Origin of the sequence: Alkalibaculum sporogenes (genome assembly GCF_009362815.1) — a bacterium.
GTDB classification, from domain to species: Bacteria; Bacillota; Clostridia; order Eubacteriales; family Alkalibacteraceae; genus Alkalibaculum_A; species Alkalibaculum_A sporogenes.
This window is the reverse complement of record NZ_WHNX01000035.1, coordinates 1-23,752: the sequence shown is the minus strand read 5'-3', so window position 1 is coordinate 23,752 and position 23,752 is coordinate 1. Positions and strand designations below refer to the sequence as shown.

General features: G+C 33.5%; 27 protein-coding genes. 25 read left to right on the top strand and 2 right to left on the bottom strand.

The window, feature by feature from the left end; translation table 11 throughout:
* Positions 1 to 304: 304 nt before the first annotated feature.
* The 24 genes from GC105_RS14610 (at position 305) to GC105_RS14495 (ending at position 20,509) form a co-directional block, all read left to right on the top strand.
* Positions 305 to 1,357: an L-threonylcarbamoyladenylate synthase gene (locus tag GC105_RS14610; RefSeq protein WP_152806329.1), complete on the top strand. Its 1,053-nt coding sequence runs from the start codon at positions 305 to 307 to the stop codon at positions 1,355 to 1,357.
* A gap of 47 nt (positions 1,358 to 1,404) precedes the next feature.
* Positions 1,405 to 1,881, top strand: a complete 477-nt coding sequence (locus tag GC105_RS14605) for a low molecular weight protein arginine phosphatase (RefSeq protein WP_152806327.1) — start codon at positions 1,405 to 1,407, stop codon at positions 1,879 to 1,881.
* Between the two features lie 36 nt (positions 1,882 to 1,917).
* Positions 1,918 to 2,367: a ribose 5-phosphate isomerase B gene (rpiB, locus tag GC105_RS14600; RefSeq protein ID WP_152806325.1), complete on the top strand. Its 450-nt coding sequence runs from the start codon at positions 1,918 to 1,920 to the stop codon at positions 2,365 to 2,367.
* A gap of 233 nt (positions 2,368 to 2,600) precedes the next feature.
* Positions 2,601 to 3,230 (top strand): uracil phosphoribosyltransferase, encoded by a 630-nt coding sequence (gene upp / locus GC105_RS14595; RefSeq protein WP_152806323.1) that lies wholly within the window; start codon positions 2,601 to 2,603, stop codon positions 3,228 to 3,230.
* Between the two features lie 368 nt (positions 3,231 to 3,598).
* Positions 3,599 to 4,063, top strand: a complete 465-nt coding sequence (locus GC105_RS14590; RefSeq protein ID WP_152806321.1) for a deoxycytidylate deaminase — start codon at positions 3,599 to 3,601, stop codon at positions 4,061 to 4,063.
* 146 nt (positions 4,064 to 4,209) lie between these two features.
* Positions 4,210 to 4,455, top strand: a complete 246-nt coding sequence (locus GC105_RS14585; RefSeq protein WP_152806319.1) for an AtpZ/AtpI family protein — start codon at positions 4,210 to 4,212, stop codon at positions 4,453 to 4,455.
* Entirely contained in the window at positions 4,439 to 4,816 is a 378-nt protein-coding gene (locus tag GC105_RS14580; protein WP_152806317.1) for an ATP synthase subunit I, read from the top strand. Before GC105_RS14585 ends, GC105_RS14580 begins: the two co-directional genes overlap by 17 nt.
* Positions 4,817 to 4,851: 35 nt before the next feature.
* Positions 4,852 to 5,517: a F0F1 ATP synthase subunit A gene (gene atpB, locus GC105_RS14575; protein WP_246169857.1), complete on the top strand. Its 666-nt coding sequence runs from the start codon at positions 4,852 to 4,854 to the stop codon at positions 5,515 to 5,517.
* 163 nt (positions 5,518 to 5,680) lie between these two features.
* Positions 5,681 to 6,721, top strand: coding sequence for an ATP synthase F0 subunit C (gene atpE, locus GC105_RS17740; RefSeq protein ID WP_425481537.1), 1,041 nt, complete (start codon positions 5,681 to 5,683; stop codon positions 6,719 to 6,721).
* 33 nt (positions 6,722 to 6,754) lie between these two features.
* Positions 6,755 to 7,006, top strand: coding sequence for an ATP synthase F0 subunit C (atpE, locus tag GC105_RS14565; protein WP_152806315.1), 252 nt, complete (start codon positions 6,755 to 6,757; stop codon positions 7,004 to 7,006).
* A gap of 30 nt (positions 7,007 to 7,036) precedes the next feature.
* A complete protein-coding gene (gene atpE, locus GC105_RS14560) occupies positions 7,037 to 7,288 on the top strand; it encodes an ATP synthase F0 subunit C (RefSeq protein ID WP_152806315.1) in 252 nt (83 codons plus the stop codon).
* A 39-nt stretch (positions 7,289 to 7,327) separates the two neighbouring features.
* Positions 7,328 to 7,831: a F0F1 ATP synthase subunit B gene (locus GC105_RS14555; protein ID WP_152806313.1), complete on the top strand. Its 504-nt coding sequence runs from the start codon at positions 7,328 to 7,330 to the stop codon at positions 7,829 to 7,831.
* Positions 7,828 to 8,385: a F0F1 ATP synthase subunit delta gene (locus tag GC105_RS14550; protein WP_152806311.1), complete on the top strand. Its 558-nt coding sequence runs from the start codon at positions 7,828 to 7,830 to the stop codon at positions 8,383 to 8,385. The genes GC105_RS14555 and GC105_RS14550 overlap by 4 nt, the downstream gene beginning before the upstream one ends.
* Positions 8,386 to 9,891: a F0F1 ATP synthase subunit alpha gene (gene atpA, locus GC105_RS14545; RefSeq protein ID WP_152806309.1), complete on the top strand. Its 1,506-nt coding sequence runs from the start codon at positions 8,386 to 8,388 to the stop codon at positions 9,889 to 9,891.
* 34 nt (positions 9,892 to 9,925) lie between these two features.
* Positions 9,926 to 10,801 carry an ATP synthase F1 subunit gamma gene (gene atpG / locus GC105_RS14540; protein ID WP_152806307.1) on the top strand — a complete coding sequence of 292 codons (876 nt, stop codon included), beginning with the start codon at positions 9,926 to 9,928 and terminating at the stop codon, positions 10,799 to 10,801.
* Positions 10,802 to 10,858: 57 nt separating this feature from the next.
* Positions 10,859 to 12,262, top strand: coding sequence for a F0F1 ATP synthase subunit beta (gene atpD, locus GC105_RS14535; protein WP_152806305.1), 1,404 nt, complete (start codon positions 10,859 to 10,861; stop codon positions 12,260 to 12,262).
* A 12-nt stretch (positions 12,263 to 12,274) separates the two neighbouring features.
* A complete protein-coding gene (gene atpC / locus GC105_RS14530) occupies positions 12,275 to 12,682 on the top strand; it encodes an ATP synthase F1 subunit epsilon (protein WP_152806303.1) in 408 nt (135 codons plus the stop codon).
* Between the two features lie 328 nt (positions 12,683 to 13,010).
* Positions 13,011 to 13,673, top strand: coding sequence for a YwmB family TATA-box binding protein (locus tag GC105_RS14525; RefSeq protein WP_152806301.1), 663 nt, complete (start codon positions 13,011 to 13,013; stop codon positions 13,671 to 13,673).
* Positions 13,674 to 14,204: 531 nt separating this feature from the next.
* On the top strand, positions 14,205 to 17,153 hold the full coding sequence (locus tag GC105_RS14520; protein ID WP_152806299.1) for a sigma 54-interacting transcriptional regulator: 2,949 nt from the start codon (positions 14,205 to 14,207) through the stop codon (positions 17,151 to 17,153).
* Positions 17,150 to 17,602, top strand: a complete 453-nt coding sequence (locus GC105_RS14515; RefSeq protein ID WP_152806297.1) for a PTS sugar transporter subunit IIA — start codon at positions 17,150 to 17,152, stop codon at positions 17,600 to 17,602. The genes GC105_RS14520 and GC105_RS14515 overlap by 4 nt, the downstream gene beginning before the upstream one ends.
* A gap of 23 nt (positions 17,603 to 17,625) precedes the next feature.
* On the top strand, positions 17,626 to 17,913 hold the full coding sequence (locus GC105_RS14510) for a PTS sugar transporter subunit IIB (protein WP_152806295.1): 288 nt from the start codon (positions 17,626 to 17,628) through the stop codon (positions 17,911 to 17,913).
* 21 nt (positions 17,914 to 17,934) lie between these two features.
* Positions 17,935 to 19,305 (top strand): PTS galactitol transporter subunit IIC, encoded by a 1,371-nt coding sequence (locus GC105_RS14505; protein ID WP_152806293.1) that lies wholly within the window; start codon positions 17,935 to 17,937, stop codon positions 19,303 to 19,305.
* A gap of 61 nt (positions 19,306 to 19,366) precedes the next feature.
* Positions 19,367 to 20,014, top strand: coding sequence for a class II aldolase/adducin family protein (locus tag GC105_RS14500; RefSeq protein WP_152806291.1), 648 nt, complete (start codon positions 19,367 to 19,369; stop codon positions 20,012 to 20,014).
* A 12-nt stretch (positions 20,015 to 20,026) separates the two neighbouring features.
* Entirely contained in the window at positions 20,027 to 20,509 is a 483-nt protein-coding gene (locus GC105_RS14495) for a hypothetical protein (protein WP_152806289.1), read from the top strand.
* Positions 20,510 to 20,978: 469 nt separating this feature from the next.
* Here GC105_RS14495 and spoIID read toward each other — a convergent pair whose 3' ends face one another.
* Entirely contained in the window at positions 20,979 to 21,986 is a 1,008-nt protein-coding gene (gene spoIID / locus GC105_RS14490; RefSeq protein WP_152806287.1) for a stage II sporulation protein D, read from the bottom strand.
* 124 nt (positions 21,987 to 22,110) lie between these two features.
* On the opposite strand from spoIID, the gene GC105_RS14485 reads away from it, so the two are divergent.
* Positions 22,111 to 22,875 (top strand): M23 family metallopeptidase, encoded by a 765-nt coding sequence (locus GC105_RS14485; protein ID WP_152806285.1) that lies wholly within the window; start codon positions 22,111 to 22,113, stop codon positions 22,873 to 22,875.
* 44 nt (positions 22,876 to 22,919) lie between these two features.
* Here the strand turns inward: GC105_RS14485 and spoIIID are convergent, their stop codons facing one another.
* Positions 22,920 to 23,174, bottom strand: coding sequence for a sporulation transcriptional regulator SpoIIID (gene spoIIID / locus GC105_RS14480; protein WP_343030052.1), 255 nt, complete (start codon positions 23,172 to 23,174; stop codon positions 22,920 to 22,922).
* Positions 23,175 to 23,752: the final 578 nt, after the last annotated feature.

Below are 23,752 nucleotides of genomic sequence, written 5' to 3'. Positions count from 1 at the left end.
GAAGGATCTTCGCCCCAAGACACATATCTGAGTCATCCAGAGCGAAGCGAAGGATCTTCGCCCCAAGACACATATCTGAGTCATCCAGAGCGAAGCGAAGGATCTTCGCCCCAAGACACATACCCAAGTCATCCAGAGCGAAGAAGCGCGGTGCCCCGTTTATCGGGGAAGGATCTTCGCCCCAAGACACATACCCAAGTCATCCAGAGCGATAGCCCGGGATCTAATATTAAATTATTTTGCTACTATGAATTTTTAATAATTATTGTTATAATTTCTATAGTAAAAGTAAAGGAAGAATCATATGACTAAAATATTTAACATAAGTAGCGACGCTACAGAAACAGATAAAATTAAAGAAGCGGCAGGTATCATTTTAAAAAATGGTACAGTAGCATTTCCTACTGAAACAGTATATGGTTTAGGGGCTAATGGATTGAATGAAGAAGCAGTTAAAAAAGTTTTTACGGCAAAAGGACGTCCTTCAGACAATCCACTAATTCTACATATAGCTGATAGACAAATGTTAAATGATTTAGTAAAAGAAATACCTGTAAATGCAATTTTGCTTATAGATAAATATTGGCCTGGTCCATTAACACTAGTTTTTAAGAAATCAAAACTAATACCAGACATAATTACTGCAGGTCTAGATACTGTAGCTATTAGAATGCCTTCGAATAATGTAGCACTAAGGCTAATTCAAGAGTCTAAAGTACCAATAGCGGCTCCAAGTGCCAATATCTCCGGTAGGCCTAGTACTACAAAAGCACAACATGTCATTGATGATTTAAATGGTAAGGTAGATGGTATAATAGTATCAGACGATAGTACTATAGGCGTAGAATCTACAGTCTTAGATGTATCAGAAAGCATACCTATTCTATTAAGACCAGGAGGAATAACAATAGAACAACTAGAAAGTGTAATTGGACAAGTACTTGTAGATAAAGGAATAATGCATGAGACAGAGATCGTACAAGCTAAATCTCCAGGTATGAAGTATAAACACTATGCACCAAAGGCGCCACTTAAAATAATTAAAGGAGATACACCACTAGTAATAAAAAAAATTAATGAAATTAGTAAAGAGTATCAAAGTCAAGGCAAAAAAGTAGGAGTACTAGCTACTGAAGATACTAAACAAAGTTATTATAAAGACAATATAGTTATTAGTATGGGTGAACGTTCAAGGCCAGAAACTGTTATGTTAAGATTATTTGATTGTCTAAGAGAATTTGATAAATACAATGTAGATATTATATTAGCAGAAGGTTTCTCAGAAAAAGGCTTAGAATTAACAATATCTAATAGACTAAATAAAGCAGCAGGATTCGATATTACGGAGATTGAATAAAAAATATATACTCTTAGTAAAATGATATAAAACTTCAGGAGGTTTTTATGAAGAAAATTTTATTAGTGTGTACAGGTAATACTTGTAGAAGTAGCATGGCAGAGGGATTATTAAAATATATGGTTGAAGATAGACAGCTACAAGTTAAGTCTGCTGGAACAGGTGTTTTCTATACTGAACCAGCAAATGCAAATGCTGTGACAGTAATGAAAGAAATGGGCATAGATATCAAAAGTCATATATCACAACCACTAGATCAAATTCTAGTACAGGAAGCCGATTTGATTCTTACAATGACTAGAACCCATAAAGAAAATGTAAGACAATCATTTGCTAATGCTGACGAAAAAACTTATACACTAAAAGAATATATGCTAAAACTACAAGATTTAAAGTTATATGGAGATCAAAAAGAAATAATAGATTTAGACATAACAGACCCATATGGTCAAGATATAGAAAAATACAGAGAAACAGCAATAGAAATCAAAAATGTTCTTGAGAAAATTTTCAACAAATTATAAGTTGAAAAGCTAATAAAAAAACAGGAGGTAACAATAATGAAAATAGCGATTGGTGCTGATCACGGTGGTTTTGGTTTAAAAGGGACTATAATAACACATCTAGAAGAAAAAGGTCATGAAGTAATTGACTTAGGTAGTTATAATACTGATTCTGTAGATTATCCTGAATTTGGTGAAAAGGTAGCTATGGCAGTTAAAAATAAAGAAGTAGATAGAGGGATAGTAATCTGTGGTACAGGTCTTGGAATTTCAATATCAGCAAATAAAGTTCCAGGAATTAGAGCTGCACTTGTAAGTGAGACCTTCTCAGCTAGAATGTCAATAGAACATAATAATGCTAATATTCTTGCCTTGGGAGCTAGAGTAACAGGACCAGATTTAGCCCTTGAGATTGTAGATGTTTGGACAGAAGCAAGGTTTTTAGGTGACAGACATGAAAGAAGAGTAAATAAAATTATCGATATTGAAAATAAATATAGTAAATAAAATATAGAATATCTTAATAAAGTCTAGATTTACTATGGAAACTTATATATAATACTTTAAGTCGTAAATAAAGCAAAACTTTGTTAAGTAGGTTTTTTTCATCTTGAACGGGTTGGCGAGGTTTGTAGGGACTCAAAGGAGCTAGAAGCCCGCAACCTACGGCGGAGTCTAGTGCCTGTTAATGCAGGATAAAGCTAAAGCATCTATTTGAATTAAAATACGGAGGTAATAGAATGAGTAAAGTCGTTGTAATGGACCATCCCTTAATACAACATAAAATAACTAAGATAAGAGATAAAAGAACAGGAGCAAAAGAATTTAGAGAATTGGTAAATGAAATTGCAATGTTAATGACTTATGAAGCTACTAGAGATTTGCAATTAGAAGAAATAGAGATAGAAACCCCTGTTGCTAAAACTAAAGCCATGATTTTAACAGGAAAAAAATTAGGGATTGTCCCAATACTACGAGCTGGCCTCGGGATGGTAGACGGCATATTAGAATTAATACCCGTAGCAAAAGTAGGTCACATAGGACTATACAGAGACCCAGAGACTCTACTACCAGTTGAATACTACTGTAAATTACCAAATGATATAAGTGAGAGAGAGATACTACTAGTAGATCCAATGTTAGCAACAGGTGGAAGTGCTGTAGCTGCAATTAACTTCTTAAAAGAAAAGGGAGCGAAAAAAATTCGTTTTTTATGTCTTATAGCATCAAAAAAAGGAGTAGAAACTCTTTCTGCAGCATGTCCTGATGTAGACATATATGCAGGAGTTGTAGATGAAGTACTTAATGATCATGCATATATCCTTCCAGGACTAGGTGACGCTGGAGATAGATTGTTTGGCACAAAATAGGTTTGAACACCAAAAAAACTATATGATATGTTGAAATTCAACAGTGCATATAGTTTTTTTATATTTATAGTTAAAAATATAATGTATAAAACAAAAGTATATGGTTAAAACAATCATACAATTCGCCGAATATTATATAGTGAAAGGTAAAGATTTTATCTCCCATCAGTCATCCACAGCAACGAAGTGACGAAGGATCGTAGACCTAAGTTGCCGCCCCAAGTCATCCAGAGAAGCTAAGCGACGAAGGATCTTACAACACACAAAGACTAATAACCATGAACCTACACCTAGGACAATGTTAGTTTGATTTATACACAACATAAATATATAATAAATAAAAGAAATTATTTCATATGGAGGTTACTATGAAAAGACCAAGCTGGGATGAATATTTTGTTGAAATGCTTTACGTAGTGAAAAAAAGGTCTACATGTCTGCGTAGACAAGTGGCAGCTATAATAGTAAAAGACAAAAGAATGATTGCATCAGGATATAATGGAGCACCTACAGGTTTATTTCACTGTGGACAAGTTGGGTGCATTAGAGAACAACAAGGGATACCATCTGGCGAAAAACACGAGTTATGTAGAGGAATTCATGCAGAACAAAATGCTATAATACAGTCAGCAATGCATGGTGTTAGTGTTAAAAATTCGACAATTTATATTACCCATAGCCCATGCGTCCTATGTGCTAAGATGATAATCAATGCAGGAATATCTAGGATTGTATACACGGGAAATTATCCTGATGAACTATCCCAAGAATTATTACAGGAAGCAGGTATTGTAGTTGATTCTTTTAACAAAATAGATAATGTATTAATATAAGTACAAATAATTGTTGAATAATTAACACTCATATAGTAGAATGAAATTAAAGAACATGTATATACAAGATGTTTTACATATTTTAGTACCCTACAGGCTTGTAGAATATAATAAAATTACACAATACGAATACAGGAGATTTTTATATGAAGCAAACTAACAATAAAAAAAATCCCTTGCAAAATTTAGTTTTAATTAGTCAATTAGGTTTTTCTATGATTGTTCCAATTATGGGATGTTTTCTGCTAGGTAGATTTTTAGATGTTAAGTTTGATACAGGAAACCTTTTTTTAATTGTATTTACTATTTTAGGTATAATGGCAGCTTTTAGAAATTTATTCGTTATCGGAATGAAATCTGGTACAAACCGAAGGGATGATACAAATAAATAATAAAAATTTAGAAAATAAAGTGTTAATAATAAGAACGATAGTAGTAGCAGGTATTGTATGTGCTTTGGCATTGTTTACAAAAGATCCAATACCGTTTATAATAGGAGTATTTTTTGGAGTCACTTTTAGCATATTGAGTTTTAGACTTCTTGATTTGACATTAAAAAAATCTGTGAATATGCCCCCAAAAAGAGCAGAAAGATATGTAGCTTCACGTTACATGTTACGGTATCTTTTAACAGGAGCAATTATATATGTTTCAATAAGTAACACGTCATTAAATGTATTAGGCAGCATAGTAGGTTTGATGATTTTAAAACTCGTTATTACAGTATCTAATGCTCTTTACAAAGAGCAATGAGATATATAAATCAACCAGTAGTGAGGTGAGGAAAATTGATAAATGGTCCAAGAATTTATGCAGAAGTATTTGGTATTCCAATAACGGCTACCATGGTAAACATGTGGATAATAATGGCGGGAATAACATTGTTATGTATGTTTCTAACACGAAATTTGAAAAGGGTTCCAGGAAAGCCACAAGTAATAGCGGAGATGATTGTAACTGGTATTAATAATCTAACAGAATCTACAATGGGAAAACAAAACATGGGTTTTGCACCTTATATGTTAACATTATTCATGTATTTAGGTGTTGCAAACTTAGTAGGACTTGTGGGCATGAGACCTCCCACAGCAGATTTAACAATGACATTTGCATTATCTCTATTAACATTCTTTATGACTCAATTCTTTGCACTTAAAGCGAAGGGTATTGGTGGTTATTTAAAAGGTTATCTTGAGCCTATACCACTATTATTGCCAATTAACATTATTGGAGAATTAGCAAATCCTATTTCTTTATCTTTCCGTTTATTTGGAAATATGTTAGGTGGATTAATTATTATGGGATTAATCTATGGGGGATTAACATCTTTAATGCATTTTGCAATTGCAATCCCAATCGTAGCACATTTATACTTTGACCTATTTGCAGGGCTATTACAAAGTTTTATATTTGTAATGCTATCCATGGTATTTATATCTATGGCAATGGAATAATGTATAAAAACCATATAGTAAGAATAACCAATTGCTGTATGTAGGTTTCACAAATCGGGCATTTGAGGACAGTGGATATCCAATTATTATTAGTCTCAATAGTACTTAAGAGTGGTAGTGTCCGTTAGAGTCGGAAAAGTTTTCCAGATAGGAGGTTGTAAGGTTGGAAACAGATTTTATTCAAGCATCAATAGATTTTATAATGAGTTACGACACAAAAGTTATCATAGCATGTGCATCAGTTCTAGGAGCTGGATTAGCGATGATAGCTGGTATCGGACCCGGAATTGGCCAAGGATTTGCAGCAGGTAAGGGTGCACAAGCAATAGGAGATAATCCAGAGCAAGGAAAAGGAATAACATCGACCATGTTATTAGGTGCTGCGGTAGCAGAGACTTCTGGTATTTTAGCCTTAGTAGTTGCACTGATATTAATTTTTGCTAATCCATTAATGAATGCTACTGGTGGAGTACTTATCATAGGAGGATCTGCTATTGCAGCTGGAATTTCCATGCTATCAGGACTAGGACCTAGTATTGGTCAAGGTTATGCAGCAGGTAAAGCAGCAGAAACGGTAGGGACTAATCCTAAAAATAAACCACATGTAACTATGTTAATGTTGATGGGTCAAGCAGTAGCTCAAACGACAGGGATACTAGCTTTAGTAATTGCACTAATTTTACTTTATGCCAATCCACTAGTAAGTGTAAAAGGTGAATTTTTAATTCTTATGGCAACAGCACTTGGAGCTGGTATTGCTATGTTAGGCGGTATAGGACCTGGTATTGGTCAAGGATACGCTGCAGGCAAAGCGGCAGCTGCCGTTGGAGTTAATCCAAAAAACAAAAAAAATATAACAGTAGTAATGTTAGTTGGTCAGGCAGTAGCACAGACTACAGGTATTTTGGCATTAGTAATAGCCTTAATATTGATGTACGGAAATCCATTAGCAGATGTAGATGGTTCTATTATCATTCTTGCAGCATCAGCATTAGCAGCAGGTATCTCGATGGTTGGAGGTATAGGGTCAGGTGTTGGTCAAGGTTATGCTGCTGGAAAAGCAGTTGAAGCAACTGGAATAAGACCAGATGTACAAAGTTCTATTACTAGAACCATGTTTTTAGGTCAAGCGGTAGCACAAACAACAGGGATTTATGCATTGATCGTATCGCTGATACTTATGTATTCAAATCCATTCTTATAAGGAAATACCATTAAATATGAGGGAGGGTACAAAATGATTACAGGTATAGAGTTAATAAAAGCATGTTCAGCAATAGGCGCAGGCTTAGCTATGATAGCTGGTATAGGACCTGGTATTGGTCAGGGATATGCAGCAGGTAAAGGTGCAGAGGCAGTAGGTAGACAGCCAGAAGCTCAAGGCGATATTACTAGAACCATGTTATTAGGAGCAGCAGTAGCGGAAACAACTGGTATATATGGACTGATAGTAGCGATGATTCTATTGTTTGCAAATCCATTTATTTAATTAAAATATGATGATTCAAGGAGGAAAAAGATGATTACTGGTATAGAGTTAATAAAAGCGTGTTCAGCAATAGGCGCAGGTCTAGCGATGATAGCTGGTATAGGACCTGGTATTGGTCAGGGATATGCAGCAGGAAAAGGTGCAGAAGCAGTAGGTAGACAACCAGAAGCTCAAGGCGATATTACTAGAACTATGTTATTAGGAGCAGCAGTAGCTGAGACAACAGGTATATATGGACTAATAGTTGCAATGATTCTTTTATTTGCAAATCCATTTATCTAATTAATAAATTAAGCTCTTTTATAGGAAGGAGGTACAACAATGGAATTTCAAAGCATGGTAAATATTGATTTTCGATTAATAGGTGCAAATATAGTTAACTTTCTCATCTTAGTTTTAATAATAAAACATTTTTTCTATGATAAAATTAATAATTTTATGCAAACTAGGACTGACGAAATTGCAACAGAGATAACAGAGGCAGAGACATTAAAAGCTCAAGCAGAAGGATTTAAAGCAGAATATATTGAAAAACTAGGTGCCATAGAAGATAAATCTAGAGAAATAATTAAAGATGCTACTTTAAAAGCAGAAGATAAAAAGAGTGATATTATTAAAAGTGCTAAAGAAGAAGCAGATAAGGTTCTAGACAGAAACAAAGTAGAAATTGAACGTGAAAGACAAAAAGCCCTAGAAGATGTTAAGACAAATATTGTTGACTTAACTATATTTGCTACCGAAAAAGTTATTAAGGAAACTCTCGACAAGACTAAACACGAGAAGCTTATTTTTGACTTTATTGAAGAGGTGGGAGAAGTCAAATGAGTTTAGCGAGTAAGAAATATTCTTTTGCGTTAATAGAAATTGCGAAACAAAATAATATGTTAGATGAAATATACGAAGAGTTTAAAATTATTGTTACTGAACTTACACAACAAGCAGATATTTGGAGCTTAATGAATATACCTAGTATTGAAACTAGTCAACAAAAAAAGCTAATTAATACAATATTTGGTGACGATATAAATCAGTATTTATACAATTTTCTAATGATATTATTTGATAAAAATAGATTTAATGAACTGGAATTTATATTTCTAGCATTTAAAGATTATTATCTATCAGAAAAAAACACATTAGAAGCATCAATACTTTCAGTAAACGAATTAAGTGAAGAACATATGAAATTGATCCAAGTTAAACTTGAAAAAAGATATAAAAAGAATATATTAATTACTAATAAACTAGATGAATCAATTTTAGGCGGATTAATCGTTTATGTTGGAGATCAAGTTATAGACGGAAGTATTAAGAGTCAGTTAAACAATATGAAACACGAGTTAAAAGAGTTACGACTACAAGAGTTAGGGGTGAATTAGATGAATCTCAGGCCAGAGGAAATTAGTAAGGTCATTAAAGAGCAAATACAAAAGTACGAACAAAAATTAGAAACTAATGATGTTGGTACAGTAATACAAGTAGGAGATGGAATCGCACGTATACATGGTTTAGAAAACGCAATGGCTGGAGAGCTATTAGAGTTTCCAAATGATGTGTTCGGTATGGTACTTAATTTAGAAGAAGACAATGTAGGTTGTGTACTATTAGGTGATGATAGTCAAATTGTTGAAGGCGATAAAGTAAAGTGTACTGGCAAAATAGTTGAAGTACCAGTAGGTGACGAAATTATTGGTAGAGTAGTTAATTCATTAGGGCAAGCAATAGATGGCAAAGGCTCAATACAAACTGGTAAAACTAGACCTATAGAAGTAAAAGCACCTGGTGTAATTGAAAGAGAATCAGTAAACCAGCCAATGCAAACAGGTTATAAAGCTATAGACTCTATGATACCAATTGGTAGAGGCCAAAGAGAACTTATCATTGGAGATAGACAAACAGGAAAAACAGCACTTGCAATTGATACTATTATCAATCAAAAAGAAGAAGATGTAATATGTATCTATGTAGCAATAGGCCAAAAAGCCTCTACAATTGCGCAAATAGTTGGAAAACTAGAAGAACACGGAGCAATGGATTATAGTATTGTAGTAGCAGCTACAGCTAGTGAATTAGCACCATTACAATATATAGCGCCATATAGTGGAGTAACTATTGCAGAGTATTTTATGGCTCAGAAAAAAGATGTACTTATTATCTACGATGATTTATCAAAACATGCAGTAGCTTATCGTGCAATGTCACTACTACTAAAAAGACCACCAGGTAGAGAAGCATATCCTGGGGATGTATTCTACTTACATTCTAGATTATTAGAACGTGCTGCAAAATTAAAAGCTGGTGGATCAATTACTGCACTTCCAATAATCGAAACCCAAGCAGGAGATATATCAGCATATATACCTACAAATGTTATATCAATTACAGATGGTCAGATATTCTTAGAGTCTGAATTATTCTTTGCTGGAATTAGACCAGCAGTAAATCCTGGTATATCTGTTTCTCGTGTAGGTGGTGCTGCACAAATTAAAGCAATGAAAAAAGTAGCAGGACCTTTAAGAATCGAGTATGCGCAATACAAAGAGTTAGCATCTTTTGCTCAGTTTGGATCAGATTTAGATGAAGGTACAAAAGCTCAACTTGATAAAGGTCAACGTGTAGTAGAAATGCTAAAACAAGATCAGTATTCACCAATGAAGGCAGAAGATCAAGTAGTAATTATCTATGCAGTAAATAAAAATCATACAGCAAACATTCCTATAGAACAGTTTAAACAGTTCGAGACAGAATTAATTGACTATGCACGAACAAATTATAAAGACCTAGTTCAATCAATTAAAGATGGTGGCGGTCTTACGGATGAAGTAGCTGCTGAGTTAGATGCTATGATTGCGAAATTTAAAGAAGGCTTTAAGATAGAGTCTTAAAGGGAACACCAGATGGAGAGAGAGGTGAATACCCATGGCTGAAAATATGAGAGTTATCAAAAGAAGAATAAAAAGTGTAAATAGTACAAAACAGATTACTCATGCAATGGAATTAGTTGCTTCTTCCAAGCTTCGAAAAGCAAGGCAGAAAGCAGAAGCAAGGAGAGCATACTTTGAAGTAATGATACAGAGTATGCGAGAATTAGCTACTCACCAAAGCGGAAGTAGTAAAAACATATATCTACAAGAACGAGAAGGTAAAAAGACTCTAACTGTTCTGGTAACTGCAGATAAAGGCTTAGCTGGGGGATATAATAGTAATGTTATAAAACTTGCAGCATCAAAGTATAAAGAGTCAGAAGAGTCGAGTTTAATAATCGTTGGTAATAAGGGGAGAGAATATTTTAAAAATAGAGATGCCAATATTATAGCGGACTATGTTGGTATATCTGAAAATCCTACTTATAACGAAGCAAAAGAAATTGGGAAAAAAGCCATTTCATTATACAAAGATGGCCAGATAGATGAAGTATACTTAGCTTATACTAAATTTGAATCTACAATATCCCACAAAGCAAAATTAATCAAACTATTACCTCTTGATAAAGATGAATTTGTTGAAGAAGAAGCAGAAGATTCCTCAGAGATTCCTTTGATTATGCAATACGAACCTAGTGTTGAAAGTTTGCTAAATTATTTAATTCCTAAATACGTATCAAACACCATATATGGAGCTATGATTGAAGGCTCTGCTAGTGAACAAGGTGCTAGAAGAATTGCAATGGAATCTGCTACAGAAAATGCTAATGAAATGATAGATTCTCTAACATTGCGTTATAATAGAGCAAGACAAGAGCAGATAACCCAAGAAATTGCAGAAATTGTAGCAGGAGCAAATGCATCAAAATAAAAGCTATGAATCGATAAAAATTAGCGCATGAATCGAAATGAGATTGGAGGCAAAAGAATGGCTCAGAATATAGGACATATAGTACAAATCATTGGACCTGTAATTGACGTAAAGTTTGACACTCAAAGTTTACCGAAATTATACAACGCCATAACTATAGAAAATGAAGGAAAAAAATTAGTTGTTGAAGTTGCACAACATCTAGGTGATGACATAGTAAGATGTGTTGCTATGGATTCAACAGATGGACTTAAAAGAGGTACAGAGGCAGTAGATACAGGTTCACCAATTATGGTACCAGTAGGAACAGCTACTCTAGGGAGAATGGTAAATGTATTAGGCGAACCAATAGATGGTAAAGAAGCTATACAAAGTACATTGAGATACCCTATTCATAGATCAGCACCTTCTTTTGAAGAACAACAAACACAACCAGAAATACTAGAGACTGGTATTAAAGTTGTAGATTTAATAGCACCGTATACAAAAGGTGGTAAAATCGGATTGTTTGGTGGTGCAGGTGTAGGAAAAACTGTATTAATTCAAGAATTGATTAGTAATATAGCTACAGAACATGGTGGATTATCAGTATTCGCAGGTGTAGGAGAACGAACTAGAGAAGGAAATGACCTTTACTACGAAATGATGGAATCAGGAGTAATAAACAAAACAGCATTATGTTTTGGACAAATGAATGAACCACCTGGAGCAAGAATGAGAATTGGTCTTACTGGACTGACTATGGCAGAATACTTTAGAGATGAAGAAGGGCAAGACGTATTACTCTTTATCGATAATATATTTAGATTTACACAAGCAGGATCAGAAGTATCTGCATTATTAGGTAGAATGCCAAGTGCAGCAGGTTACCAACCTACATTGGCTACAGAAATGGGTGCGCTTCAAGAGAGGATTACATCAACTAGCAAAGGATCAATCACTTCAGTACAAGCAGTATACGTACCAGCAGATGATTTAACAGATCCAGCACCAGCAACAACATTTGCCCATCTAGATGCGACAACAGTATTGAACCGTGCAATATCAGAAAAAGGTATCTACCCAGCAGTAGATCCATTAGATTCAACTTCGAGAGTACTTGATCCTAAGATAGTTGGAGATGAGCACTACGGAACAGCAAGGAAAGTTCAGGAAATATTACAACGATATAAAGAACTGCAAGATATAATTGCAATACTTGGTATGGATGAGTTATCAGATGAAGATAAAGTTATCGTAAGTCGTGCTAGAAAAGTAGAAAGATTCTTATCACAACCATTCCACGTTGCAGAGCAATTTACAGGAATCCCAGGAAGTTATGTGTCAATAGCAGAAACTATAAGAGGATTTAATGAAATATTAGATGGTAAGCACGATGATTTACCAGAATCTGCATTCTTATTAGTTGGAACAATAGATGATGCTATAGAAAAAGCAAAATCAATGAAAGTTCAAAAATAAGGCGGTGATGATATGGCAACATATAGATTACAAATTATTGCCGCTGAGAGAATATTCTTTGATGAAGATGTAGAAAAAACAGTATTTCGAGGTAAAGAAGGAGATATGGCAGTATTACAAAACCATACACCTCTTACCACTACATTATCAGTTGGTGAATTAACTATTTATATTGGCCCCAAAAACTCTAAAAAAGCTACTCTTATCAATGGATTTGCAAAAATCGAACCAGACAAAACAGTTATATTAACCGACTGTGCTGAATGGCCAGACGAAATAGATCCAGAAAGAGCACAAGCGGCGAAACTAAGAGCTGAAAAAAGACTAAAAGATTCAAATGCCGACAGCGCAAGAGCACAAGCAGCTCTAAGGAGAGCGATAGTCCGTATAGGAGTATCAAAAACACATCTAGGCAAATAACAAAAATCCCTTTATATAATATAAATTATATGAGGGGATTTTTTTATAAAAACATGATTCTGTTGGGTGCCTTTTTAGTTTATGTTTTTCATTGACAGTTTTTTTTATTGTCATTCAGAGGAGCGAAGTGACGAAGAATCTTATAATAAAAATGGGTAAAAAAGTATAAAAAAATTAGGTTTCAACGAATAATAAAATAATAACGCGGCAATACTTTAAAAGAGTATAGGAGGTTTATAAGTGACTTATTGTTTTATCCCCCTTTTACAATATCACTTTAAACCTCCTCTTCTAAATATACAGTGTAAATAAATGAAGGAGTGGCGCCGTGAAAAAAATATTTATAGTTCTAGCTTTACTGCTCTTTATAGCAATTACAAAAGAACAAATTTTACGATCATTCGCAAAAGAAACACAAGTAGATTTATTAAATGCCTTTCAAAACACAGGTGCAACAATAGAAGAAATTGACATACATATAGATTTCGAATCTCAAATTGACATAGAAAAAGTAAACTATGCACTTAAAAATAATAACAATAATTTAAAAGATACAAACAATAATTTAAAAGATACAAACAGAGTTATTACTCTAAATAAAATAAATAAAAATGACATAGAATCTGTAGATATAAAAATAAATAAAATTGATGGATTATCATATTATGAAGAAGTTGTGGATCAATTAAAAGATGCGAGAATAGAAAGTCAAACATTCCTCAAACTCACAGGTACAATTGATGAAGAAATAAGTGAATCCCGTATGATAAAAATAGCAAAGACAATATATGAAGATACAGGAGCAGCTTTTGTAGAAGGGGGATTTGTAAGAAATTCTTTTTTAAGTACGAGTGGTTACACTTCAAGTATCCCTACACATATAAAAACAGGAGGAAATAAAATAAATATCAATATATGCCTAAAATACGATCATAACGAAAAGAAAACAAAATTAATCCTTGCCACACCATTGATCTATGGAGACTACTAGGGTAGTAGCCTAGGTCTTTTTTTAATTTTGATGTTTTCTCTTTTCATCGTCATCCAGAGGAACGAAGTGACGAAGGATCTTAAGTCTTTGTACTCATCTCAGCAATGCTCTTGTTGGCACTAATAACTAATACCTGTAGGAATACCTCTAGGGTCTAGATCCCACGCTTCGCTCTGGATGACTGGGTAGAGAGTTGTGGTCTAAGATCCCACCCCGATGAACGGGCACTGCGCTTCTACGTTCTGGAAGAATAGGGTAGGTTTTTGGTATTTTTCGTTATACAAACACCAATACAAAACATACCACAATAAAATTGTATAGATTTGTGTATGTTTTTTTATAGAAAGCATTAATTGCAAGGAGTACAAAACATACACAAATGTTGGCATTATAATTGCTATTAATATAGTGAAAGTGTTATTAGTACTAAAAATATGAATTCTATATGTAATAATTTCGACAAGCTATGATTAAAGTCATCTATAAATAATATAATGTAAGAAACATTATATTATTAGGGGGATCAAAACAATGGATGAAATCAGAAAAATTATTGATTCTGAGGATGAGAAAAACCCATATACAGATGAAAAAATTTCTAAGATGGTTGGGTTAAGACGAGAGAAGGTAACACTTGCCAGGCAAGCTATGCGTATACCAGATTCTAGAGAGAGAAAGAGAAACAATATTATTTTGTATATTAAAAAATTAATCAACGTAGAAACTAAAATATCAGAGAGAGAATTAACAGAGAAAGTAAATGAACATGGGTTTAAGGTTTCAAGATATGTGATAAGAGAGATAAAAAAAGAGGTTTATACTAATCAAATCGATAAAAAGCCATTAGAAAATGTAACAAAGAAAAATACTCATCAGATAGAAAAAGACGTGTTTTTAAGATTAGTTGGTTTTGATGGGAGTTTATCGGTTTGTATAAAACAAGCAAAAGCTGCAATGTTATATCCGCCTAGAGGGTTACACACTTTAATTCTTGGTGAAACTGGAGTAGGAAAAAGTGATCTTGCAAATGCTATGTTTGATTTTGCAAAAGAATCTCAGGTGATTAATAAAGAAGCAAATTTTATTGTATTTAATTGTGCAGATTATGCTGACAACCCTGAACTACTGATGTCACAACTCTTTGGATATAAAAAAGGTTCATTTACAGGTGCAATTGAAGACAAAGAAGGACTAGTCGAAAAAGCTAATAATAGCATACTATTTTTGGATGAAATACATAGATTACCACCAGAAGGACAAGAACAATTATTTTATCTTATAGATAAAAGTGCATTTAGAAGGCTAGGAGAGACAAACGCAGAAAGAAAAGCAGATGTAACTATTATTGCGGCAACTACGGAAAAGCCGGAGTTAAGTTTACTCAATACATTTAGAAGAAGAATTCCAATGGTTATAGAAATTCCAAATTTGAGAGCAAGACCTCTCTCCGAGAGACTAGAAGTTATTAAAAACTTTTCTCAAAAGGAAGCTTCTAGAGTTCAAAAGAAAATTATTATACATAATGAAGCGGTAAAAGCATTGCTTTTATTCGATTGTACTGGCAATTTAGGTCAACTTAAGAGTGAGTTACAGGTATCTTGTGCAAAGAGCTTTTTTAATCACATAGTACTTGGTAGTGAGTTTCTTTATATTACAGTAGAAGAGTTGTCATCTACTGTAGAAACAGGTTTAATGCATCTTAAAAATTTTCGACGAGAAATAGATGAACAAATAGGTTCTAAAGATTTAAATATATATCCTCAAGATAATAAATTTTATGAGAGAGATGAAGATATTTATGTATTACCTGAAGAAATCTATACATTTATAGAAAAAAGATATAACGAATTACAAGCAAAACAGATTAACCCAGAGGTAATAAACTATATTGTTGGCAGTGAGATAGACAAGAAATTAAAATATTTTTTCAGAAGTATCGAAGACAATAACAAAGCGATCAATAAGAAAGATCTAATCAATATATTAGGTGTTGATGTTCTAAATACAACAGATAAAGTAATTAAGATTGCTAATCGGAGATTATCAATTGATTTGGACAGTTTGTATTACATATTAGCAGTACATTTAAGCACGACAATTCAAAGAATTAATGAAGGTAAGGTAGTTAAAAATCCCAAGTTGCAAAAGATTAAAAGAGAATACGTAATAGAATTCAGAGTTGCATTAGAAATGATTAAGGTAATAGAAGATGACTTCAATATTACTCTTCCTGAAGATGAAGCTGGATTTATTGCTCTTTACCTTCGATTAGTAATTGATGGGAACAATGGTGATGATAAAAAAGGGAATGTTGGTGTAGTAGTTGCTTCCCACGGGAGTGTAGCAAGTGGGATGGCATCAGTTGCAAATCAATTATTAGGTGTAAAACATGCAAAATATATAGAGATGTCCCTAGATGAAAATCCTCAAAGCGCTCTAGATAGAACGGTAGAACTTGTTAAAGATACTGATCTAGGAAAAGGAGTATTGTTATTAGTAGATATGGGGTCACTAGTTACATTTGGAGATTTAATCACTGAGAGGACAGGGATTAAAACTAGAACAATACCTAGAACAGATACTGTGATGGTAATCGAAGCTGTCAGAAGGGCAATACTTCCGGATGCAGATCTAGATCACATAACCAATACATTACTTAAAGAAAATAAGTATATTTCTACAATCTTGAATCAAAACAACAAAATGCCAAATGAAAAGCGAAAGATAATCATTACCCTATGTATTACAGGACATGGTGCGTCGATGATGATCAAAGAGATACTTGAAAATACAGTAAAAATTGATAATGAAAATATAGAAATTAGAGCACTAGGGGTTTTAAATAAAGAGTTAAAAGAAACAATTAAGCACATTAATCAAACTTATAATGTAATTGCAATAATTGGAACAGTAAATCCAAGAATAGATGAGATACCTTTTATTACTATTGATGAAATGCTTAGTGAAAAGGGCAAAACACGTTTTAACAATATTGTTGAATCTAAAAGCATTATTGATAATTCGTATTTAGGAAATGCAAAAAACATAGAGTTTAAAAGTTTATTAAATAAAGAGTACATATTCGTCAATGTAGATGTAAGTTCAAAGGAAGAGGGTATAGCATTTTTAGCTAAGCGGCTATTGAGAGGAGGTTATGTAAAAGAAGAATATATAGACTCGGTATACAGCAGAGAAGAAATGGCATATACGTATTTTAAGGAAGGAATATCTATTCCTCACGGAGACCCAATATACGTTATAAAACCAATTATTGCCATTGCTAAGTTAAGCAGACCAATAGAGTGGGATGAAAACTATGTAGAAACAATTTGCATGATGACAGTAAATAATGAATGTATCTGTGCTATAGAAGAGTTCTACGATTTGTTTGATGGAACTAGTAAAGCTAAAGAGTTAAAAGAGGCAGTTGACAAAAATCAAATATATAAGCTACTTGCTGGAAAGAAGGAAGATATATGAGTGACCTTATACTAAAAAAAGACTTAATATTATTTGATATTCAAGCTGAAAGCGATGATATTGTAATAAAACAAATAGCGGAAATTTTGTTTAAAAAAGGATATGTCAAGGAGAGCTATATAAAAGCGATAAGAGAAAGAGAAGATAAATTTGCAACTGGATTGCCTACAGAAACTATTGGTGTAGCAATTCCTCACACAGAATCTGAGCATGTAATAAATCAAGCACTTGCTTTAGCTATATTAAAAGATCCAATACCTTTTAGAGTAATGGGAGATCATGAATCATATGTCGATGTAAAACTAATCTTTATGATTGCGCCATCTGGAAATGGTCATCTAAGTACATTACAAAAGTTAATGGCAATATTTGAAGATAAGGAGTTATTAAGTAAGATCGTTAAGGCTACAGATTCTACTGAAATAATTAATTTATTTTCAGCTATATAAATAATTAAAGGGGGTGACAAATAATGACGAAAAAAATCTTAATATGTTGTGGAACAGGGATATGTACATCGACAATGGCAAACAAAAAGCTTACAGCATCATTAGAAAAAAAAGGTAAGTTAAGCAATGTTAGCATTGATCAATGTAAAGTATCGGAGGTGAAAACAAAGGCCTTGAATTATGATCTAATTATTTCAACATCAAAAATTGAACACGAATTTGATACGCCAATGATTCATGGATTGCCATATGTATCTGGTGTAGGAATTGATAAGTGTACAGACGAAGTGATTAAAGTATTGGGACTATAATAAAAAATAGGGAGGTAAACTATGAATTATATAGTAGATTTTTTTAGTATACTTAGTGATCTTGGAGCTAGTGTAATGATGCCAATTATAATTACGATTTTTGCACTTGTATTAGGATCTAGTTTTGGTAAGGCCGTTAGAGCAGGCTTAACTGTAGGTGTAGGATTTATAGGTTTAAATATGGTTATTGGATTATTAGGATCCAATTTAGGACCGGCTGCTCAACAAATGGTAGAAAATATCGGGCTTAACTTAAACGTAATAGACGTAGGGTGGCCATCAGCAGCTGCAATTGCATTCGGTACAAAAGTTGGAGCGTTTATGATCCCTGTTGGATTATTGGTCAATATAGTAATGCTCGTAACAAATACAACGGAAACTATAGATGTAGATATTTGGGATTATTGGCATTTTGCTTTCACGGGATCATTAGTGGCAATAGCTACTGGCAGTGTTGCTTGGGGTATATATGCAGCAGTTATAAATATGGTAATAATAATGGTAATTGCAGATGTAACTGCTCCTTTATTTGAAAAATATAACGACCTACCAGGAATATCTTTGCCACATGGTTTTTCCGCAGCATTTGCACCGATAGCTTGGGTTATAAATAAGTTGATTGATATGATACCTGGATTAAATAAGATAGATATTGATGCAAAAAAAATGGAGAATAAATTAGGAGTATTTGGAGAACCACTATTAATTGGAACAATCATTGGTCTTATAATTGCAATACTAGCCTATGGTATCGGAGCTTATGATAAGTATCTATCTGTAGCTATTACGATGGGAGCATCGTTAGTGTTGATACCTAAAATGGCAGCCATGCTAATGGAAGGATTAATGCCTGTATCTGATGCAGCACAAGAATTTATACAAAAGAAATTTTCTAATAGAGAAAAAATATACATAGGTCTAGATTCAGCAGTTGCATTAGGCCATCCAGTTACATTATCAGTATCTCTAATATTAGTGCCTATTACGATTTTATTAGCATTAATCGTTCCAGGAAATCAAGTAATACCTTTTGCAGATTTAGCAGTAATACCATTTGCCTTAGTATTTGTAGTACCCATATGTAAGGGTAATGCATTTAGGACATTAATAGTAGGGATAGTTATTATGGCAATGGGTTTATTGATTGCAACAAGCTTGGCTCCATTACATACACAAGCTGCAATAGAGGCGGCGTTTGACATGCCAGAAGGTGTTACTCTCATATCAAGCATATGTGATGGTGCAAATCCAATACCATGGCTATTTGTAAAAGGATTTGAATTATTAAATAATGTTGGTAGTGCCATAGTATTTGGGGTAATTGCAATAGCAATGGCCATTTGGAATAGAGCAAGAATACTAAAAGCAACAAAAGCTTCCAAAGAGGCATAAGTTTAGTTATATTACTACTCATATAATTTTAAGGTAATAATACATAAGGAGGCAAGTAGTTATGATAACAGAAGACATAAAAAATCAACTTATAGACGCCGGGAAAAAATTAGCACAATACAAATTGATAACATTAACTGGTGGAAATGTTAGTTTTAGAGATAGTGAAACTAATTTAATAGCAATAACTCCAAGTGGTATGGAGTACAAAGATTTAAAGCCAGATGATATTGTTATAGTCAATTTAGATGGAGAAATTGTAGAAGGAAGGCGAAAGCCTTCATCAGACACAGTAGCCCATTGTCAGATTTATCAAAACAGAAGTGATATAAACAGTATTATACATACTCATTCGCCATATGCTAGTTGTTTTGCTATACTTAATGAAGAAATACCTATTGCCCAAACTACAATGGCTAATGAAGTTGGTGGAGCGGTAAAAGTTGCACAGTATGCTCCAGTTGGTTCAGATGAATTTGGGAAAAATGTGCTCAAAATTTTAGGAAACGAAAAGGCGATACTTTTACAAAATCATGGAGTATTAGTATTTGGAGAAAATGTAAATCATGCTTTAACAGCTGCAGTAATGCTAGAAGATACAGCCAAAGTATACTATCTAGCTAGAAGCGTAGGAGACCCAGTTTTATTGACAGAGAAGCAAGTTGAAGATGCAAATTATATATTTCAAAATGTATACGGTCAAGCATAGGTAGGAGGATGGATGATAATGAAAGTCTATGAATACGATAAAAAAAGATATGTAGTTTCAATTATTTTACCAAATATAATAGTAATGGGATTAATATTTATATACTCTCTATATAATAATTTCAAATTTATTGGCGTAAACATATTTACTCTATTGCTATTTGTTTCGATTTACACATTATTTAATACATTGATTTCATTATCATACCCTTCAAAAATAGTTGATACTGGCTCTGAATATCAATTTCATGCATTTGGAAGAAAACATGTATTTAAAAAGAAAGACATAGAAAACATAAAGATTAGAGAATTAGCTGCTACTAGAATGTATATAAGAATAAACAATGGAAGCATACTGCGAGGTAGATTTTGGATAAAATATTCTTTTTACTCAAATGGCGAAGAGTTTAACGATAACATTCATGCACTGGAGAAGGAATTGAATCCAAAATCGTTAAAGTATAAAAATCATAATACTAAAAAAGAAATCTTGTAAGGATTATATTTCGATAAAAGAGAGTCACTCAACTGTCCCACGCTTCGATCTGATGGTCTTGATAGTAGCGTGGGTCTTTTTTTGCTTTACGGTTCTGTCATTGCCCGCATTCATTTAATTGTCATTCAGAGGAGAGAAGCGACGAAGAATCTTAAGTCTTGGTACTTATTCTCAACAATGCTTTGCTACACACAAATAACTAATAGCTGTAGGAACACCTCTAGGGTCTAAGATCCCGCGCTTCGCTCGGGATGACTGGGGTCGTGAGTTAGTGTATTAGATACCATGCCGATAAACGGGGCACCGTGCATCTTTGCTCTGATGGCTTTTGGTAGTAGCGTGGGTCTTTTTTTGCTTTACGGTTCTATCATTGCCCGCATTCATTTAATTGTCATTCAGAGGAGAGAAGCGACGAAGAATCTTAAGACAACAAAGATATCCCCAACCTCCAACGCGTAACCCTCCTACGTCAGTACATTTTTTTTATCTCGGTACCAGTGAAATAATGAGTTAGAATATCCTTGTACTTAAAACCTGCATTAGCCATTCCGTCTGCACCATATTGACTTAAACCTACGCCATGACCGTATCCGACTACTGTAAAGACAAGTGTAGAACCACTCTGTTTTATAGTGAATTCTGAGGATCTAAGACCTAATAATTCTCTCATTTCTCTGCCTGCAAGAACTTTATTGCCTACTCTAACTTTTTCTACTTTTCCTCCAGAAGTATTACTTAAGATTTCTATATTATCAATCATTTTTGATTTATCTAGTTTTATATCAGGGTATTTTTTTTTGATAGTACTTGTAAACTCAGAAACACTAATATCAAAGCTTGTATTCATATAAGGCGACTCTTTCTCGTATTCGCTTGAAACACTTCGTAAATAGGGTAAGCTGGATGTAAAATAATCTTCTGAATTCTCAGTTGAACCTCCACTAGTAGAGTGGTATAGAGGGTCTATTAATTTATCATTATATGCTAAGGCTAATCCTTTAGTAGAATCTACAGCTTCTTCTATTTTGCTCCAAAGTTCGATATTATTTACGGAAGATAGTTCTACATTTTTTCCCCAGGCACTTAAACGATCTTCTTTGCTAATCCAAGCCTGACAATGTCGATGATCAGTGCATAATTCATATTGAGGGTGCACGCCATCAGGCTTGCCCCCAAATTCTTCAAGGCGGTTTAAAGTGTAAGTACGTGCAGCTATAGATTGAGCTTTTAACGCTTCTAAATGAAAAAGAACAGGCATCTCAGCGGCAACTACTCCTTTGATATATTCATCTAACTCAAGTTTCATGGCTTTATCGTTTTTTGTATCTAAGACATTTACGTAGATTATTTCTTCTTCTACAATCACATGTGGTTTAGGAGTTTCGGTTTTTAATATGTTACATGAATTTACAATTAAAAAAGGTATTATTATTATAACAACAAAAAAAATCAATATTAGTAATCCGAATTTTCGCATGGTATACCTCCATATATCTACTAATAAATATAATATTCATAATATCATAAAAATAGTCGTCAAGATTTAATTATTAGTATATAAAAGTATACTTTTGGAAACAATTAAGTCAGGAGGTGTAGTAATGAAAAAGAAATTATTTAAAGAATCTGGTAGTTTTAAACAACGTTTTTTAAAAATGTTAAATAAAGAAGGTTTTTATGTAGGCATTTTTTTAAGTATTACACTAATTGCAACAATGGTAGTATACTTTACAAACAGCAATTTTAATAACAATTTAGCAAGAGATGATGAAAATGTTGTTATAGAATCTCCAGAAACTCAAGATGTAAGTAGAGTTATTGAAGAAGAGCCGGAAGAACCAAAAGAACCAGAAGAAACTACTGAAGAAAAAGAGACGACTAATGAAACAGAGCCAACTGAACCAGAACAAACGGAACAAAAAACTACAACACCACAGACGAGTGATCCATTAAAGGATATAGTAAACCCTGTTAGCTCCGATGAAGTAGTAATGGCGTTTAGTATGGGAGGGGCACCAGTATATTCTGTAACACTAAACGAATTTAGATCAGATCACTCAGGAGTAGATCTAAAAGCCGACATTGGCCAGGATGTAAAAGCGGCCATAGATGGTAAAGTAATAAAAATATACAATGATAATAAATTAGGACAGACAATAGTTATACAACATACCGATAAGGTTGAAACTAGATATAGTAACTTAGAAGAAAAAGTTTCAGTTACATTAAACGAGTCAGTAAAAGCAGGTCAAGTAATAGGTAAAGTTGGTAAAACAGCAACTTTTGAATCAGAAGAAGATCCACACTTGCATTTCGAAATATGGAAAGATGGCAAGTGTTTAGATCCAAGTGAGTACCTGAAGTAAACATAAAAACCTGCAGTATAGCAGGTTTTTTTTAGGTTGATTTTTTATTCAGCTAATTTTTTGTACTTGATTTGAGTTGCCATACCACCTCTCAGATGCCTTTCTGCCTTATTAGTGTTGAGAACAGTTCTCGCTCTTTCGTACAAATTAGGATTAATAACAGGAAGTCTTTCAGTAATATCCTTATGTACTGTACTTTTACTAACTTTAAAAGCTCTTGCTGTTTGTCTCACGGTGTAGCCTGTATCTATAATATAATTAGCTATTGTTAGCACTCTTTCTTCAATATAATCTTTCACATTGAGAAACCCCCTTAAATATCATTAATACAATTTATGCAATAGGTTACTCAAATATTCTAGAGAATTGATTTGAGAAGGTTGTAAGTTTACAGCTATTTAGCTCAAGATTTACTAGATATTTAATACATATGTAATTAGAGATGATTTACACAAAGAAATATTAATAAATTTGTAAGAAATTCTACAATTTTTTTCATAATAATACATATTTAATACAGTTAAGTTATGATATAATATTCGAAATAGCAGATTGGCTCGCAGAAATCAAAGCATTTTTCGTGCTTGCAAGAAAAAATGATATGATTTCTATGAGCAAGTGCCAACGACCGAAACCCCAAAGGGGTTGAGGTTAAATCTGCGTTAGATTGGCTCGCAGAAATCAAAGCATTTTTCATGCTTGCAAGAAAAAATGATATGATTTCTATGAGCAAGTGCCAACGACCGAGGCCCCAAAGGGGTTGAGGTTAATCTGCGTTAGATTGGCTCGCAATTGCGAAGCGAGAGGCAAGAAGCTGGATGCAGGATTGTAGCTTTTGACCAAAAGTAAAGAAGGCTTATCCAAAGGAAAAGCTATA

What these genes read in the sequence shown, in the direction of transcription:
- atpD (WP_152806305.1), top strand. Translation starts at nt 10,859, where the DNA reads ATGGCTCAGAATATAGGACATATAGTACAAATCATTGGACCTGTAATT.
- GC105_RS14515 (WP_152806297.1), top strand. Translation starts at nt 17,150, where the DNA reads ATGAGTGACCTTATACTAAAAAAAGACTTAATATTATTTGATATTCAA.
- GC105_RS14505 (WP_152806293.1), top strand. Translation starts at nt 17,935, where the DNA reads ATGAATTATATAGTAGATTTTTTTAGTATACTTAGTGATCTTGGAGCT.
- GC105_RS14500 (WP_152806291.1), top strand. Translation starts at nt 19,367, where the DNA reads ATGATAACAGAAGACATAAAAAATCAACTTATAGACGCCGGGAAAAAA.
- GC105_RS14585 (WP_152806319.1), top strand. Translation starts at nt 4,210, where the DNA reads ATGAAGCAAACTAACAATAAAAAAAATCCCTTGCAAAATTTAGTTTTA.
- GC105_RS14550 (WP_152806311.1), top strand. Translation starts at nt 7,828, where the DNA reads ATGAGTTTAGCGAGTAAGAAATATTCTTTTGCGTTAATAGAAATTGCG.
- atpG (WP_152806307.1), top strand. Translation starts at nt 9,926, where the DNA reads ATGGCTGAAAATATGAGAGTTATCAAAAGAAGAATAAAAAGTGTAAAT.
- GC105_RS14590 (WP_152806321.1), top strand. Translation starts at nt 3,599, where the DNA reads ATGAAAAGACCAAGCTGGGATGAATATTTTGTTGAAATGCTTTACGTA.
- GC105_RS14520 (WP_152806299.1), top strand. Translation starts at nt 14,205, where the DNA reads ATGGATGAAATCAGAAAAATTATTGATTCTGAGGATGAGAAAAACCCA.
- upp (WP_152806323.1), top strand. Translation starts at nt 2,601, where the DNA reads ATGAGTAAAGTCGTTGTAATGGACCATCCCTTAATACAACATAAAATA.
- GC105_RS14485 (WP_152806285.1), top strand. Translation starts at nt 22,111, where the DNA reads ATGAAAAAGAAATTATTTAAAGAATCTGGTAGTTTTAAACAACGTTTT.
- GC105_RS14605 (WP_152806327.1), top strand. Translation starts at nt 1,405, where the DNA reads ATGAAGAAAATTTTATTAGTGTGTACAGGTAATACTTGTAGAAGTAGC.
- atpE (WP_152806315.1), top strand. Translation starts at nt 7,037, where the DNA reads ATGATTACTGGTATAGAGTTAATAAAAGCGTGTTCAGCAATAGGCGCA.
- atpA (WP_152806309.1), top strand. Translation starts at nt 8,386, where the DNA reads ATGAATCTCAGGCCAGAGGAAATTAGTAAGGTCATTAAAGAGCAAATA.
- GC105_RS14510 (WP_152806295.1), top strand. Translation starts at nt 17,626, where the DNA reads ATGACGAAAAAAATCTTAATATGTTGTGGAACAGGGATATGTACATCG.
- atpE (WP_152806315.1), top strand. Translation starts at nt 6,755, where the DNA reads ATGATTACAGGTATAGAGTTAATAAAAGCATGTTCAGCAATAGGCGCA.
- GC105_RS14580 (WP_152806317.1), top strand. Translation starts at nt 4,439, where the DNA reads ATGATACAAATAAATAATAAAAATTTAGAAAATAAAGTGTTAATAATA.
- spoIID (WP_152806287.1), bottom strand. Translation starts at nt 21,986, where the DNA reads ATGCGAAAATTCGGATTACTAATATTGATTTTTTTTGTTGTTATAATA.
- GC105_RS14610 (WP_152806329.1), top strand. Translation starts at nt 305, where the DNA reads ATGACTAAAATATTTAACATAAGTAGCGACGCTACAGAAACAGATAAA.
- rpiB (WP_152806325.1), top strand. Translation starts at nt 1,918, where the DNA reads ATGAAAATAGCGATTGGTGCTGATCACGGTGGTTTTGGTTTAAAAGGG.
- atpC (WP_152806303.1), top strand. Translation starts at nt 12,275, where the DNA reads ATGGCAACATATAGATTACAAATTATTGCCGCTGAGAGAATATTCTTT.
- GC105_RS14495 (WP_152806289.1), top strand. Translation starts at nt 20,027, where the DNA reads ATGATAATGAAAGTCTATGAATACGATAAAAAAAGATATGTAGTTTCA.
- GC105_RS14555 (WP_152806313.1), top strand. Translation starts at nt 7,328, where the DNA reads ATGGAATTTCAAAGCATGGTAAATATTGATTTTCGATTAATAGGTGCA.